Annotated in this window: 11 protein-coding genes; all 11 read left to right on the plus strand. The window is 65.0% G+C overall.

Features of this window, described 5'->3' with window-relative positions:
• Positions 1 to 66: 66 nt before the first annotated feature.
• The 11 genes from prsT (at position 67) to ACS8YF_RS07960 (ending at position 15,222) form a co-directional block, all read left to right on the plus strand.
• Positions 67 to 2,853, plus strand: a complete 2,787-nt coding sequence (prsT, locus tag ACS8YF_RS07910; protein WP_440849674.1) for an XrtA/PEP-CTERM system TPR-repeat protein PrsT — start codon at positions 67 to 69, stop codon at positions 2,851 to 2,853.
• A gap of 203 nt (positions 2,854 to 3,056) precedes the next feature.
• Entirely contained in the window at positions 3,057 to 3,668 is a 612-nt protein-coding gene (locus ACS8YF_RS07915; RefSeq protein ID WP_440849675.1) for an XrtA/PEP-CTERM system exopolysaccharide export protein, read from the plus strand.
• Positions 3,669 to 3,731: 63 nt separating this feature from the next.
• The gene (locus ACS8YF_RS07920) at positions 3,732 to 5,321 is read left to right on the plus strand and encodes an XrtA system polysaccharide chain length determinant (RefSeq protein ID WP_440849676.1); all 1,590 of its coding nucleotides are present in this window, start codon (positions 3,732 to 3,734) and stop codon (positions 5,319 to 5,321) included.
• A complete protein-coding gene (locus ACS8YF_RS07925) occupies positions 5,318 to 6,178 on the plus strand; it encodes a P-loop NTPase (protein WP_440849677.1) in 861 nt (286 codons plus the stop codon). Before ACS8YF_RS07920 ends, ACS8YF_RS07925 begins: the two co-directional genes overlap by 4 nt.
• 4 nt (positions 6,179 to 6,182) lie before the next feature.
• Positions 6,183 to 8,063, plus strand: a complete 1,881-nt coding sequence (locus ACS8YF_RS07930) for a TIGR03016 family PEP-CTERM system-associated outer membrane protein (protein ID WP_440849678.1) — start codon at positions 6,183 to 6,185, stop codon at positions 8,061 to 8,063.
• A 2-nt stretch (positions 8,064 to 8,065) separates the two neighbouring features.
• Positions 8,066 to 9,268, plus strand: coding sequence for an ExeA family protein (locus ACS8YF_RS07935; protein ID WP_440849679.1), 1,203 nt, complete (start codon positions 8,066 to 8,068; stop codon positions 9,266 to 9,268).
• Between the two features lie 68 nt (positions 9,269 to 9,336).
• On the plus strand, positions 9,337 to 10,197 hold the full coding sequence (locus ACS8YF_RS07940; RefSeq protein ID WP_440849715.1) for an XrtA system polysaccharide deacetylase: 861 nt from the start codon (positions 9,337 to 9,339) through the stop codon (positions 10,195 to 10,197).
• Positions 10,158 to 11,228: a FemAB family XrtA/PEP-CTERM system-associated protein gene (locus ACS8YF_RS07945; protein ID WP_440849680.1), complete on the plus strand. Its 1,071-nt coding sequence runs from the start codon at positions 10,158 to 10,160 to the stop codon at positions 11,226 to 11,228. The genes ACS8YF_RS07940 and ACS8YF_RS07945 overlap by 40 nt, the downstream gene beginning before the upstream one ends.
• A gap of 87 nt (positions 11,229 to 11,315) precedes the next feature.
• Positions 11,316 to 12,548, plus strand: a complete 1,233-nt coding sequence (locus ACS8YF_RS07950) for a TIGR03087 family PEP-CTERM/XrtA system glycosyltransferase (RefSeq protein WP_440849681.1) — start codon at positions 11,316 to 11,318, stop codon at positions 12,546 to 12,548.
• Entirely contained in the window at positions 12,545 to 14,092 is a 1,548-nt protein-coding gene (gene xrtA / locus ACS8YF_RS07955) for an exosortase A (protein ID WP_440849682.1), read from the plus strand. Before ACS8YF_RS07950 ends, xrtA begins: the two co-directional genes overlap by 4 nt.
• Entirely contained in the window at positions 14,089 to 15,222 is a 1,134-nt protein-coding gene (locus ACS8YF_RS07960; protein ID WP_440849683.1) for a glycosyltransferase, read from the plus strand. Before xrtA ends, ACS8YF_RS07960 begins: the two co-directional genes overlap by 4 nt.
• The last annotated feature ends 3 nt before the right edge of the window (positions 15,223 to 15,225 follow it).

Below are 15,225 nucleotides of genomic sequence, written 5' to 3' on the forward strand. Positions count from 1 at the left end.
ACAGATCCAGGGGGAGTCATGGTCGAGTCAAGCAGTTTTCAGAAAAGGCCGTTGCGGATCGCAGGCGTGCTTGTGTTTTGCCTGGCGGCCGCCGTATTGATTACCGGTTGTTCGTTCTCTTCGCCCGAGCAACGGGTGGGCAAGGCGCGCCAGGCCTATGAGAAGCACGACTATCATGCCGCCGAGGTGCAGCTGAAAACGGTGCTGCGCAAGCACCCCGACAATGGCGTCGCCTGGGCCCTGCTGGGGCACACTTCGCTGGCAGAACGCCAATACGACGATGCGATCCACCAGTTCGAAAAAGCCAAGGCCAATGGCCAGCCGGCCGCGGCGCTCGCCCTGCCGCTCGGGCGCGCGCTGGTCGCGAGTGGCAAGTATCAGCAGGCCCTTAAAATCCTGAACAAGCCGGAAGGCGACTCGTCCGATCACGTGCGGGCGCTGATTGCCAGCCTGCGCGGAGATGCCCGGGCCGGGCTTGGCGATACCGACAAGGCGAGCGCTGCCTATGCGTCCGCCCTGGCGATCGAACCGGGGTTGCCGGACGCGCTGCAGGGGCAGGCGCGGCTGGCTCTGCGGCAGGGCGATCTGAAGAGCGCGCATGCCGCGCTGTCGAAGGCGGTCGCCGCGCATCCGGACGATGTCGGATCGCTGGCGCTGCTCGGCCAGGTCGACTACCGGGCAAACAACTGCAGCGGTGCGGTCGAGCGTCTGACGCACGCGATGCAGGTCGGCGCCCAGTTAATGGCCGGGGCGCAGGAGCGCAGTGCGCGGGCGCTGCTGGCCGATTGTCAGTTACGCGTCGGCGATACGGCCGCGGCGCAGAAGAATATCGACGCGCTTCTGGCGGCCGATCAGAGCAACCCCTTCGGCAACTACCTCCAGGCGTTGATGGATATCCGCCAAGGGGACTACCAGAACGCGGCCAATCACGTCCAGGCCACGCTCAACGTCGATCCGAACAATCTGCGCAGCATGACATTGATGGCCTGGCTCCGGATCGCCCAGGGCCAGCCCGATGCGGCCCAGCTCTTTCTTACGCGAGTCCTGGCGCAGGCGCCGGACGATATGGCGGCTCTGCGGCTTCAGGCCGGCCTCTGGATGGCGCAGAACCAGGGCGAGCAGGCCCGGGATCTGCTGGCGAAGGCGTATCGGCGCCACCCCGACCAACCCGGTCTGCACAAGGCGCTGGCCGACGTCGTGGCCCAGCTCAAGCAAAATCATGCGAATGGCGAGCCGGCGAACGCGGGTATCGACGATATCTCGCTGCAACTCGATCTGGCGCGTTCGCTGGCGCAAATGGGCAGCGAGGCCGCGGCGCAGACCGTGCTCTCGAAGATCAAGCCGAGCAATGACGCCCAGCGTCGCGCGGTGGCGGCTGCCCGCGTACGGATCGCGCTGGCCACGGGCAAAACGGCAGACGCGCTGAAGCAGGCGGAGACGCTGGCCCGGGCGAACCCGAGCGATGCCGAAATGCAGAAGCTGCTGGCGCAGAGTTATGTTGCGATGGCCCGCTACAGCGATGCGGCGCAAGTGCTTGCCAAGGCGCATCAGGCGAATCCCGATGACGACTCCCTGGTCCGGGCCCAGGCCGCCCTGGCGGCCAAGCGCGGGCGTTATGCCGAGGCGGTCGACGAACTCAAGCCGCTGCAAAGCGCGCAGCCGGACAACATCGATCTGACGCTCGCGCTCGCCGCACTCCATGCGCGCGCGGGCCAGGCGTCACAGGGCATCAGCCTGTTGCAATCGGCCGTGGCACGCCAGCCGAAGTCGGAGGTATTGAATCAGGCCCTGGCCCGGGCCTATCTGGTGACTGGCAAGGCCGGCCCGGCGCTGAAGCTGATCGACAACCAGCTCAAGTCAAACGAAAAGTCGGCCGATTGGTTACACCTCAAGGGCGTCGCGCAGCTGGTCCAGGGCCACACCGATGACGGCTTGAAAACGCTCGCGCGTGCGGCGGGCCAGGCGCCCGACCGTCCCGACCTCGCCCTGGCTGTCGCCAAGGCCGAGTTGTCGTACGGCCAACGCCAGGCCGGCATCGCGCGTTTGCAGAAACTGCGCCGGCAATCCCCCGAATTCTGGCCCGCGGCCAGCGTGCTGGCACTGGCCCAGGCGGATGCCGGCAACACGGATGCGGCGCTGGCGCAGGTGACCGCGCTGCGGCAGGCCGGGCGCGATTTCGATGCGGACGTGCTCCGTGGCGATGTCCTGCGTACGGCCAAGCGCTTCAAGCAGGCCGATGCCGCCTACGCCAGGGCTTATCGGAAAAAACCCGGTGCCCGGTTGGCCATGGCCATGTTTGACACGCGCCGGGCCGGCCGGCTTGACAAGCCCGCGCAGCCGCTCGAGCAATGGCTGAAGCAGGCCCCGGGGGATGCCACGGCAGCTCTGCAGCTGGCCGCCTGGTATCAGCAGAATGATCAGACCGAGCGCGCGGCGTCGTTGTATCAGAAGGTGCTTGCGGCCCATCCCGGCGCCGTGATTGCACTGAACAACCTCGCGCTCATCAATGCGAAAAGTCATCCCGAGAAAGCACTCGGCTACGCCCGCAAGGCACACGATGAGGCCCCGGACAGCGCGGCGGTGACCGATACACTGGGCTGGATGCTGGTGTCCCAGGGGCAGCAGGATTCGGGTATCGCGTTGCTCGAAGCGGCCGAAAAATCGGCGGGTAAAAACAGTCCCGAAATTCGGTATCACCTGGGCGTGGCCCTGGCCGCTCGTGGCAGGCCGAACGACAGGCAGCGCGCGAAAACCCTGCTCGGCCAGGCGGTTGCCGCCGGCCTGAGCCCGGACGAAACGAGTCACGCGCATAAGATATTGAACCGGCTGGCCGGCGGCGCGGGCACCGGTTAGCCCGGTTTGCCCGGCAACCGGGGAATTTCATTTACAATCAGACGGAGTCAGCGGCATGATGCGGAAAATCGGGGCCCGGCATGTCGTGACGGGCACAACAGGACTTCGGGGGCGAAAGCGTCGACCAACCGTAACCGACTCGGGCGGATGCAAGGCCGGGTAATGACAGTCTCGGGCCGTGTCGGCCTATGGGGGATGGCAAAGTGTTTCGAAATCGTTTGTTTCTGACCTGGGTGGCCGCGATTCTCATGGCCGGTCTGATGGCAGGCTGTGCCTCGGCGCCGCCCAAGGCGCTCAAGGGCCAGGCACCGACCAGCACCTATCGCATCGGCCCGGGCGACCAGCTGAAGATTTATGTCCGCAACAACCCCGACCTGAGCATGCAGGTGCCGGTCAGGCCGGACGGGGAGATATCCATCCCCCTCGTGCAGTCCATGAAAGCGGCGAACAAAACGCCCAAGCAACTTGCCAGCGATCTGCAGAACGCGCTCTCGGCGTATGTGCGCGACCCACGCGTTACGGTGATCGTCACCCAGTTTCACGGCACCTACGCCGACCAGGTTCGGGTCGTGGGCGAGGCCGCGCAGCCACAGTCGATGCCTTACCGTACCGGCATGACACTGCTGGACGTGATGATCAACGTCGGCGGTCTGACCCAGTTTGCTGCCGGTAATCGGGCCAAGCTCGTACGGCACGAAAATGGCCACACGAAAACCTTCAACGTGGATATTGCGGACCTGCTCAACGGCAACATCAACGACAACGTCCCGGTCCATCCGGGCGATGTCGTGATCATTCCCCGCACCTACTTCTAGAATCCGGCGCGATAGTGCTGGCCGAACGGCCTGCACTATCGCGCGCTAATCTGAGCGAGGACCATGCAGGAAATCCTCTCACTCGTCCTGGGTCAGCTCCGCAATATCTGGCGTTTTCGCTGGGTCGCGCTGGGGATTGCCTGGCTTATTGCCTTGGTGGGTTGGTTGTATGTGTACAGCCTGCCGGACCAGTACAGCTCCTCGGCGCGCGTGCACATCGACACGAAATCGGCGATCGACCCGCTGCTGCGGGGGATGGCGATCACGCCGGACACCGATCAGCAGGTCAGTCTGTTGATCCGGACGGTACTCAGCCGCCCCCACCTGCGTGATATCGCGCGCTCGACAGGCCTCGACCTGCGGGTGACCACGCCGGAGCAGGAGCAGGCCCTCATCCAGGGCCTGCAGAGGCGGCTGACCCTGAAGAACAGCGGGGGGAATACCGACCTCTACACCATCAGCTATACCAGCTCACAACCCAGGCTGGCGCAGTCGGTCGTGCAGGCAGTCATGAGCATCATGACGACCATGGACCTATCGGATAAAAACAGCGGCGATACCACGCAGGCGGTTTCGTTTCTGAACAAGGAAGTCGACAAGTACAAGCAGAAGCTCAACCAGACCGAGCAGACGCTTGCACAATTCAAGAAGAACCACGCAGAGCTCATGCCCGGGACGAACGATTACGTCAGTCAGGTGCAGAAGCTCAACGCCGACATCGACTCGATCCAGGACAAGCTTTCGACCGCGCGCGATCGCAAGGCCAATATTCTTGAACAGATGCGCGCCGGCGGAACCGGCCACGCCAGCGTGCCGCCGGCCCAGAGTCAGCAGGTTCAAAGCATCGACAGCCAGCTGGATGCCGAACAGCAGAAACTATCCCAGTTGCTGACGCGCTACACACCGAAGCACCCCGACGTGATTGATGCCAAGCGGCAGATTGCCGAGCTCAAGCAACGGCGCACGGATATGCTGGCCCGCCTGCGGGCCCACCCGAGCGAGATTCAGGCGCCCTCCGGGGCATCATCGTCCGGCGGCGGCAATGGTTCTACTCTGTCCGATCAGCTCAACAACACCAAGGTGCAGATCAGCACGCTCGAGTCGTCGCTCCAGCGCAAGCAGGGCCAACTCAAGAAACTGCAGGCTGGCGCCGACTCGATGAACGACGCCCAGGCCAAGCTCGCCGAGCTCAGCCGCAACTACCAGGTCACGCGCGACCAGTACGAAAAACTGTTGTCACGGTTGTACAGCGCGCGTCTGTCGACCGATGTGCAAAACAGCAGCAATGCGTTGCAATTCCGTGTCATCGATCCGCCCGAAGTGCCAGCCGAACCGTCCGGGCCCAAGCGCTTGATCCTAATGGTCATGGCGCTGATCGGCGCGATAGCCGCCGGGGTTGCCTTTGCATGGTTTCTCGCCCAGATCCGCCCGGTATTCTCGAGCCGGCGTGACCTGACCGAGGCGACCGGTTTCCCCGTGATCGGCGCCGTGAGTCTGGCGCTCAGCCCGGCGCAGCGCGCCGATCGGCGGCGGTCGATGCTGGTATTCGTGATTTGCTGTTTGTCGTTACTGGTCGGTTTCGCCGCGGCGCTGGTCCTGCTGCCGGTGGGCGTGCAGTGGGTTCCGAACATCGTCTCCGGACAGGTTCTATGAGTATTGTCGAGAAGGCCGCCGAGCGGCTGAAACGCCAGGAACGACGGCAACCGGTGCAATGGGCCGACGATCAAGTGTTCGACGACGCTCCCGTGTTCGATACCCGGGAGCCCGGACAGCGCGAGCCGCTGGAGCTCGACGATGTGCGGCTGCGCCGGGTCGGATTGCTGCCGCCCGAGTCGATGGCGCAATTGATCGGGCGTGAGTTGCAGCGGATCAAACGGCCGATTCTGAACGCCATGGCAGCCGATGCGTCGGCTGCGAACCGGATCATGATCACCAGTGCCAACCCGGGCGAGGGCAAGAGTTTCACCACCTTCAACCTGGCCCTTAGTCTAGCCAACGAGCTGGATCATTCCGTACTCCTGATCGACGGTGATGTGGCCAAGCCGGGTATCAGCCGCAATCTGGGGCTTGAACGCGAGCCGGGACTGATGCATCTGCTGACGCATGCCGATGCGGACCCGGAGCATTGCGTGGTGCCGACCAGCGAGGCCCGGCTGTCCATCCTGCCGGCGGGGCGCCGCAGCCGTCGGGCGGCGGAAAGCCTTTCGAGCCGGCGAATGAGATCGGTACTCGATGAGCTGTCTGCGGATCCGGCCCGGATTCTACTGTTTGATTCCGCGCCGCTTCTGGCTACCGCCGAATCCCAGGCGCTGGCGGTCAACGTGGGGCAGATTCTTATGCTCGTGCGCGCCGAGCACACCGAAAAAAGAGCGGTCGAAGCAGCGCTTTCGTTGATCGAGCCGTCCGGGGCCGACATCAGTCTGGTGCTGAGCCAGGGACATCAGTTGTTCGGCGAGCGGCACGCGGGCTATTACGGCATGTACCCGGCCGAGTCGGAGCGCACGGAGTAAGCCCATGCCCGCGTCACGTGTCATCCCCATGTGCGATCCCACCGGCGGCCCACTGCGGCGCGCGGCGTGTGTGCGTGTGTGCGTGATGGCGCTGCCCCTGGCGTTGGTCTGGGGTGCGAACGCGATGGCGGCGCAGGCCTCGGCCGGCAGCGGATCGGGTACGGGGGCCACTTCCGGGGGTGGCGGCGTGGCGACGAGCCGCACCGGCACGGCGTCGGGCACCGGCAGCGATTACCAGGACAATCGGCCGGTTGTCATCGGCAACAGTGCGTCGAGTAGCCAGGATTATGCGCCAGGCGGCCCGGGTACGAGCAATCCATTCGGCTTTGCCGGCGGCTTCGCACCCAACGGGTGCGCGCCCAGTTTGAGCCTGGGCGATGTGGCGAGTTCGGACACCGCGTCGGTTCTGGATCGCCCGGCGGCGCCCCGGCGAGCGTCGGGGCGCTATGTGCAGGCGTCGGTTTCCGGCTCCGAGACCTACACCGACAATCTCAATCTCGACGCGCATCATCGGCAATCGGATTTCATCACCACGGTGGCGCCGCGCATCGATGCCTGTTCTTCGACCGGCAGAATCCGCGGCCAGGCAAGCTATCAACTCGAAGGGGTGGCTTATGCCAATCATGGCCACGACAACGACATCTACAACGATCTGCAGGGCAGCACCTCCATCGATCTGATTGAAAACCATCTGTATCTGGATGCCGATACGGAGTACGGGCAACAGGTAATCGATCCGTCGGTGGGCTATTCACGCTCGAACATCATTCGGCCGAATCAGAACAAAACGACCGCCTGGCACACGAATATCAGCCCCTATGTAATCCAGTCCCTGGGTGGCTTGGGCCAGGGGATGCTGCGTTATCGCTACGGGCGATCGATCTACGGCGACAACAGTGTTCCGGATACGACCGTTCAAGGTGTCTCCGCCGGCATCACCAGTCCGACCGAAGTCGAGCCATTCAGTTGGCAGGCACAGGTCGTTACCGAGGCGGTAAAGAGCTCGGGCGGGAATACGCAACGCTTTATCGATCGCTACCAGCAGGTCTTCGGTGCCGGCGCACTGCCGCCCGGTTACAGCGGCAATCCCAACCAGACGCAGCATTTCGACAGCGCCACACTGCAACTGGGCTACCGCGTCTCCCCGACGCTGACGCTCACCACGCAGGGCGGGGTCGAGGATAAATATCGAAGCAACGGCAGGAACGAGCGTTGGTCGGCGCCGCGCTGGCAGGTGGGGGCGCGCTGGGCCAGTGCCAGCAATTCACTGGAAGTGAACTACGGCCACCGCTTCTATGGCGCCAGCTACTCATTGGCGGCATCGCACCATGGTCGCCTGCTCGATCTGTCGCTGCGTTACAGCGAAGATCCGTCTTCGCCCGGCCTCGATGCGCTCAATAGCGCCGGGTCCGGCTATGCCTTCGGTTCGGTGGGGTCGATCGGCAACTTGCTGGGTGGCGGCGGGGCCGGCTACAACGGCACTAATTCACTGCTCAATCGCGGCACATACATACGCAAGCGCTGGCAGGGGCGCATCGGTTTCCATACGGCTCTGACCCACACCGAGGTTACGGGCTACGCACAGCGCGAGAATTACCGCTCGCCGGGCGTGACCGACAGCCGCAGCCACGGCCTCGAGATTGACACCCGCTACGCGGTGCGTGCGCGCACGAGCATCGTGCCCTCGGCGAGCTGGGATCATTACGACGGTAATTTCGGCAACGGCTCGAGCTCCGATGACTACAGTGCCGGCGTGTCCGTTGTGCGCGCGATCTCGCCCAGTGCCGAGGCGGCGGTCGGTTACTCACGGCAATGGCGAGACGAGAGCAACGGCCCCGGATATCAGGAAAACCGGATCACGCTGCAATTCCGAAAAGCGTTCTAGCCGTGTACGAGGATTTTTACAAACTTCAGGCGCGCCCGTTCCAGTTGATGCCGGACCCGCGGCGGTTGTTCGAAACCGCCAGTCATACCCGTGGCTTGTCCTATCTCATCTACGGGCTGGAGCGGGGCGAGGGATTTGTCGTGGTGACGGGCCCGGTCGGCACCGGCAAGACGTTGTTGCTCCAGGTTCTGCTGGACCAGATCAAGACGCGTCATCTGCTGGTTGCCCGCGTGGCTATGGCCAATATCGATGCCGACAATGTCGTGGCCACGGTAGCGGCGGCATTCGGCGTGGCCGTGCGCGGACTGGCCAAGTACGAGATGCTCGACAATCTGGTCGGCAAGCTGTCGGCGGCGCGGAGCCGGCGCGCGTTGCTGATCGTCGACGAGGCGCAAACCTGCAGTACGGCGGCGCTCGAGGAACTGCGTATCGTGTCGAACCTGCAGGCACGCGGTCAGGCGCTGGTCCAGGTGGTGCTGGTCGGGCAGAGCGAATTGCGCGATTTGTTGATGCGCCCGGCGATGACGCATCTGCGCCAACGCATCGTGGCCTCTTATCATCTCGAGCCGCTTGGCGCGGCGGAGGTGCCGGGCTATATCGAGCACCGCTTGAATACCGTGGGCTGGCGTGCCGATCGACTGTCGTTCGGGGCGGGGGTATACGACCGCGTCTACGAGTGGTCGGGCGGGATTCCGCGTCGCATCAATCAGATCATGGACCGATTGCTGTTGCTCGGTTATCTGGAGGAGCGGCGTGAATTGACCCGCGACGACCTGGATACGGCGATCGAGGAATTCGAAGCGGAATTCGCCAGCGACGGCCTGATCTACGATGGTGCCAGCAATGAGCGTGCGCGCATGGGCGACGCGGCCGAGCAGGGCGGCGAACCGCCGACCTCGCCCCAGCTCGATCCGCTGTTGGAACGGGTGGCCGCGGTCGAACGCGCCTTGCGCAGCGCTTACGGCGAAGAGCGTGTGGCCGAGTTGATGCGCCATCACGAGACCAGCGCGGCGCACCGCGAATTGGTCGATGCCATCCTTCGTGTCGAGCGGCTCGAAGCCACGTTGCGGGATCTCGTGCCTGAAAACTCCGCCGAGACGACCCCGGCCTATACTGAATGGCCCGATAACGAGCGCCGCGCGGCAAGCTCCGTCGCGCCGGGGTCCGCGGCTTATAAACTTAGGCGTCTATTCAACCGGGAGTGAGCGCCGTGACGGCCATTGACTGGCAGCCCGAGGCGATATCCAGCCCCACACGCGTCAGCGCGAACGCCATGACGGTGGATGTGGAGGAATACTTCCAGGTCTCGGCCTTCGAGCAGCATATTGCGTTCGAGCAATGGGCCCGCATGCCGTCGCGGGTCGAGGCGAGCACGGACCGCATTCTGGCGATGTTCGAGCTCGCCGGGGTTCGCGCCACCTTCTTTACGCTGGGCTGGGTGGCCGAGCGTCACCCCGCACTGATTCGTCGCATCGTGGACGCCGGGCACGAACTGGCCAGCCACGGCCAGAATCATGTGCGTGTGATCAATCAGGATCGCGAGACCTTCGGCGCCGATATCCGTCAAGCCAAGGCCGTACTCGAGGACACCGGCGGGCAGGCGGTCAAAGGCTATCGCGCCCCGAGTTTCTCGATCGGTGCGGCCAACCTCTGGGCGCTCGACGAACTGGCCGCGGCCGGATACCGCTACAGTTCGAGTATCTATCCGGGCACGCACGATGCCTACGGCATGCCCGGGGCGCCGCGGTTCCCGTTTCGGCCCGGCCCGGCGAGCCGCCTGATCGAAATTCCCGTCACTACGGTGGAAATCGGCGGGCGACGGTTGCCCTGCGCCGGCGGCGGCTTTTTCAGACTGTATCCGTATCGGGCCACCCGCGCCGCCTTGCGGCGCGTCAACCGGCGTGATCGACAGCCGACGGTATTCTATTTTCACCCATGGGAAGTCGATCCGGAGCAGCCGCGCGTCCCGGGGCTGGATCCCCGGCGCCGTTTCCGCCATTACCTCAACATCCATCGGGTCGAACCTCGCCTGCGACGTCTGCTGGCGGATTTCCGCTGGGATCGCATGGACCGGGTCTTTGCGATCGAGGACGGATGCAGCGACGCCGCCGCTTCAAGGATGAGCAACGCATGAGTGCCGAATCGCTTCAGGTGCACACGCTGGGCCAGGACGAGACCGCCTGGGAGGCCTTTGTGGCGGCGAGTGCCGATGCCACCTTCTTTCATCGCGCCGGCTGGAAACGGGTCATCGAGCGCGCGTTCGGACATCGCTGCTATTTCCTGTACGCCGAGCGCGACGGTCGGATCGAGGGCATTCTGCCCCTGGTCCACGTCAATAGCCGATTGTTCGCCAACGCCCTGATTTCGACGCCGTTCTGTGTCTACGGTGGCGTGGTGGCCGATACCGCCGAGGCCGAGTCGGCGCTCTATGCCCACGCCTGCGAGCGCGCCCGCACGCTCGGGGTGGATTACTTCGAGTCGCGGGAACGCACGCCGCGACACGCCGACTGGCCACGCAAGGATCTTTACACCACGTTTCGCCGCGAACTCGCAGACAACGACGAGGACAACCTGCAGCTCATCCCGCGCAAGCAGCGCGCGGTGGTGCGCAAGGGCATCAAGAACGGGCTGAACTGGACCATCGACAGCACGATCGATCGGCTCTATCCGCTCTATGCCTACAACCTGCGAAGCCTCGGCACGCCGGTATTCTCCCGGAAGTACATGCGCGAGCTGCTGCAAGTGTTCGGTGACGACTGCGACGTGTTGACCGTGACCCACGAGGGCCTGCCGGTGGCGGCGGTACTCAACTTCTATTTTCGCGACCAGGTCCTGCCGTATTACTCCGGCGCCGGGGCGAGTGCCCGCGACCTTAAGGCCAACGATTATCTCTACTGGGCGCTGATGCAGCACGCTACCGCGCGCGGCGCCCGCCTGTTCGATTTCGGGCGCAGCAAGGTCGATACGGGGCCCTATCATTTCAAGCGGCATTGGGGCTTCGAGCCCGAGCCGCTGGCTTACGAATACTATCTCTCGGGCCTGGACTCGATCCCGGACATCAGCCCCAATAATCCGAAGTATGCGATGTTCATCAAGGCATGGCAGAAGCTGCCGCTGCCGATCACGTGCCTGGTGGGCCCCTGGCTGTCGAAGGACCTGGGTTAGTGATGGGCAGCGACCGGTTTCGGCCCGGCGGCGTGACGCCCTTGCCATCCGTCGGCCAGCGCCGCGCGATGACCAGCCGCACTCACCATGGCTGAACTGCTTTATCTGTGTCATCGCATACCCTATCCCCCGAACAAGGGCGACAAGATTCGCGCCTTCAACTGGCTGCGCGCGCTCTCCAGCCGGCATGTGGTGCATCTGGGCGCATTCGTCGACACCCCCGATGACTGGGCCCATCGGGGTTGCCTGAACCAGTGGTGCGATCAGGTCTTGTTACGGCCGATTGCACCGCGCCGGGCCCGGCTGCGGAGCCTGACTGCTCTGGCCCGTCGCGAGGCCTTGAGCTTTGCCTATTATCGCGACCGGAAGATGCAGGCCTGGGTCGACCGGCTCATGCATGAGCGCGCCATCGATGCCGTGCTGGTGTTCTCATCGACCATGGCGCCTTATGTGCTTCGGCACGACCGCGTTCGTCGTGTACTCGACTTTGTCGATGTGGATTCCGACAAGTGGGCCCAATACGCCGGACACGCCCGGGCACCGATGCGCTGGGTCTATGCGCGCGAAGCGAAGACACTGGCCGCGGGCGAGCGCCGGCTGGCAGGTACATTCGATGCAAGCGTGTTCGTGTCGGCCGCCGAAGCGGATTTCTTCCGGCGCATGGTGCCGGAGTGTAGCGACCGCGTGCATGCGGTCGCCAATGGCGTGGATGCCGGGTATTTCGACCCGGAGGCCGATTATTCCGATCCGGACCGGGGCGGCGCGGCGCGGATCGTGTTCACGGGCGCCATGGACTACGGCGCGAACGTCGATGCCGTCACCTGGTTTGTCGAGCATGTCTTCGATCGCGTGCGCGCCGTTGTGCCCGCGGCACGATTTGTCATCGTCGGCACGCGGCCCACGCGCGACGTGCGAGCGCTTGCCGCACATGAGGGCGTGGAGGTCACCGGCGCCGTACCCGATGTACGGCCTTATCTTGCGCATGCGCGCGTTGCTGTCGCACCGATGCGCATCGCACGCGGCCTGCAGAACAAGGTGCTCGAGGCGCTGGCGATGTCCCTGGCCGTTGTCATGACACCGCAGGCCGCGGCCGGGCTGGAAACCGGGCACCATGAGGTCTGCGATGTGGCCGATACGCCCGAGGCATTCGCAGCGGCGGTCATCGCCCGTCTGACCGCTGCGCCGGACGGAGCCGGGCGGCGTGCCGCACGCGATTATGTGCTGACCCGCTACGCGTGGCCGGCGCGCGTCGCCGAACTCGATCGATTGCTCGTCCCGGCGGGCCCGGACGTTATGCCCAAGTCGGAGATATCACTATGAGCGAAGGCCGGACACAGGGCAGCGGCATCGAGCGCGCGACGGCGAGCCGGGCCGGCGCCGCCCCGCAGATTGCGGTGCATCTGGGATTTGTCGCCTGCATGGTGGCGTTCATTGTGCTCTACGCCAGCAGCTATCGCTCGCTTGTCAAAACCTGGGCCGACACCGGTACCTTTCAGTACGCTTTTCTGATCTTCCCGATCTGCGCCGTTCTCGTCTGGGGGCGACGACACTGGCTGGCGCGGGTGGCGGCACGCCCGCGACCGATCGCTTTCTTCGGCGTGGCCGCGCTGGGCGCGCTCTGGCTCGTGGGTGCCGTGGCGGACATCAATCTGGCGCGCCACATCGCGGCGGTGTTGATCTGGCCAGTGATGGTGTACCTGTTCTACGGGCCGCGGGTGACCGGGGTGATCGCATTTGCACTCGGCTATCTGTTGTTCGCGATCCCGTTCGGCAATTTCATGGTCGGGCCGCTGCAGACGGTCACTGCCCATCTGTCGGTGCTGGCGCTCGAGCTGACCGGTGTGCCGGTCGTCATGGATGGGCATTTCATCGATACCCCGGCCTCGGCCTGGCATGTGGCCCAGGCCTGCAGTGGCATCAAGTTCTTCGTCGCCACCACGGCGTTCGGCGTGCTCTACGCCCATCTGTTCTACACCAGCCTGCGACGGCGGCTGGTGTTCGTGGGCTTCGCCCTGGTCGTTCCGATCATCGCCAACGCGCTGCGGGTGTATTTCACCATTCTGATCGGTGAATATCTCGGCCTGCAGTATGCGACCGGCACCGACCATCTGATTTTTGGCTGGCAGTTCTTCGGCACCGTCCTGGTGTTGCTGTTCGTATGCGGCTGGCCGTGGCATCAGGCGCCGCCGTCGGGGCCCGAACCCGATCACGGCCTGCCCGAGGATGGGGCGGCCCGCATGCGCTGGATGGTGCCGGTGACGCTCGCACTGATCGTGCTGCCGGCGACCTGGTATGCGGTGACCGGCTTGCTGGCGGCAAGCGACGACCGGCCGGGGCCGGCGACGCTGCCGGCGCAGCTGGCCGATTACCGGGCATTGAACGACGGCTCCAACGGCAATTCCGCCCCCCCGGAACGGGGGCTGGATGTTCATTTGACCCGCCGTTACGGCGATATCGCGCGTCCGATTCGGGTCGATTACCTGGGTATCGATGCCGGCAGCGACGGCCCGGATATTCTTGATATCCGGCGCGGGCTTTACGACGCCTCGACATGGCAGGTCGTCGCCGGCCCCACGACCGTGAAGGTGGGCGGCAAAGGCGCCGGATTCACCACCCTGACGCTCAAGGCGACGCGTGGCGACGGCACGCGCGTGCTGCTCTACGCCTATCGCATCGGGGCGCGATGGACGCCCTCGCCGCTGCGTTTCAAGCTATGGCAATCGATCGATCGGTTGCTCGGCCAGGCGACGCCGGCCGGCATGCTGGTGGTCTCCGAAGCCGGTCGGCCCCGGCCCGCGAAGCTGGCCCGGGTCGCGGCCGATGCGGCCGCGTCGCTACGGCGTGCGGGGGGCTCGGGTTCATGACGCGCCAATCACAACGGCCCCGGGTGGTGCATGTGATCGACCGGCTCGGCGTCGGTGGCATGGAATCGGTCGCGCTCGCGGTCATTGCGGCAACGCGCGATCGGTATGCGCATCACATCATCGGTCTGCGTGATCGCGGCGAATTGGCCGCCCGGGCGGAAGCGCTGGGGGTAACGGTCGATTCCATCGACAAGCAGCCGGGCAAGGATCCGGCGGCCTATCTTCGCCTGTATCGCCGTCTGCGCGCGCTCGCGCCCGACATCGTGCACAGCTACAACATCGGCGCCATCGATGCCGCCGTGCCCGCCCGATTGGCCGGCTGCCGGTACATCGTGCACGCCGAACACGGGCGAGACGCGGCCGATCCGAACGGTTCGAACGCCAGGTATCGCTGGCTGCGTCGTCTGCTCGCGCCGGCCATCAGCCGTTTCGTGCCGGTATCGGCGGATCTGGCGGGCTGGCTGGCGCGAGATGTGCGCATACCGCGCTCGAAGATCGTGCTCATTCGCAACGGCATCGATACCGAGCGCTTCGCGCCCGGCGAAGCGGCAGTCGTGCCGGGCCTGCCTGCGATCGAGGCCGGGACTCGCGTGATCGGCACGGTGGGCCGGCTCGATCCGGTGAAGGGCTTCGATCATCTGCTGGACGCGGTGGCCGTTTTGACGGCCCGGAGCGGCATGCCGCCGCTACATCTGGTGATCGTCGGCGACGGACCTGAAAAAGAACGCCTGGCCGGTCGCGTGCGTGAGCTCGGGCTCGACGGGCGGGTGACGCTGGCCGGCCAGCGCGACGACGCCGACGCCTGGTTCAAGCATTTCGATGTCTATGTCTGCGCATCGATTGCCGAGGGCATCGCGTTGACCGTGCTGGAGGCCATGGCCAGCGGCCTGCCGGTGGTGGCCACAGCCGTGGGCGGCAATCCGGAACTGGTGGCGGACGGCGAGACCGGCCTGCTGGTGCCGGCGCGCCTGCCCGAGGCCATGGCCTCGGCGCTGGCGCGTGTACTGTCCGCGCCGGAGCGGGCGCAGGCGATGGGGCAGGCGGCACGCCGTCGGGTGCAGGCGGAATTCAGCGTGGCTTCGATGGTGGCCGGCTATTGCTCGCTTTACGATGCGTTGCTGGCGCGTTGATCA

This window comes from Salinisphaera sp. SWV1, assembly GCF_052044155.1.
In the GTDB taxonomy this organism is placed as follows: Bacteria; Pseudomonadota; Gammaproteobacteria; order Nevskiales; family Salinisphaeraceae; genus Salinisphaera.

What these genes read in the sequence shown, in the direction of transcription:
- ACS8YF_RS07945 (WP_440849680.1), top strand. Translation starts at nt 10,158, where the DNA reads ATGCAGCGACGCCGCCGCTTCAAGGATGAGCAACGCATGAGTGCCGAA.
- ACS8YF_RS07940 (WP_440849715.1), top strand. Translation starts at nt 9,337, where the DNA reads ATGACGGTGGATGTGGAGGAATACTTCCAGGTCTCGGCCTTCGAGCAG.
- ACS8YF_RS07920 (WP_440849676.1), top strand. Translation starts at nt 3,732, where the DNA reads ATGCAGGAAATCCTCTCACTCGTCCTGGGTCAGCTCCGCAATATCTGG.
- ACS8YF_RS07930 (WP_440849678.1), top strand. Translation starts at nt 6,183, where the DNA reads ATGCCCGCGTCACGTGTCATCCCCATGTGCGATCCCACCGGCGGCCCA.
- ACS8YF_RS07950 (WP_440849681.1), top strand. Translation starts at nt 11,316, where the DNA reads ATGGCTGAACTGCTTTATCTGTGTCATCGCATACCCTATCCCCCGAAC.
- ACS8YF_RS07960 (WP_440849683.1), top strand. Translation starts at nt 14,089, where the DNA reads ATGACGCGCCAATCACAACGGCCCCGGGTGGTGCATGTGATCGACCGG.
- xrtA (WP_440849682.1), top strand. Translation starts at nt 12,545, where the DNA reads ATGAGCGAAGGCCGGACACAGGGCAGCGGCATCGAGCGCGCGACGGCG.
- ACS8YF_RS07925 (WP_440849677.1), top strand. Translation starts at nt 5,318, where the DNA reads ATGAGTATTGTCGAGAAGGCCGCCGAGCGGCTGAAACGCCAGGAACGA.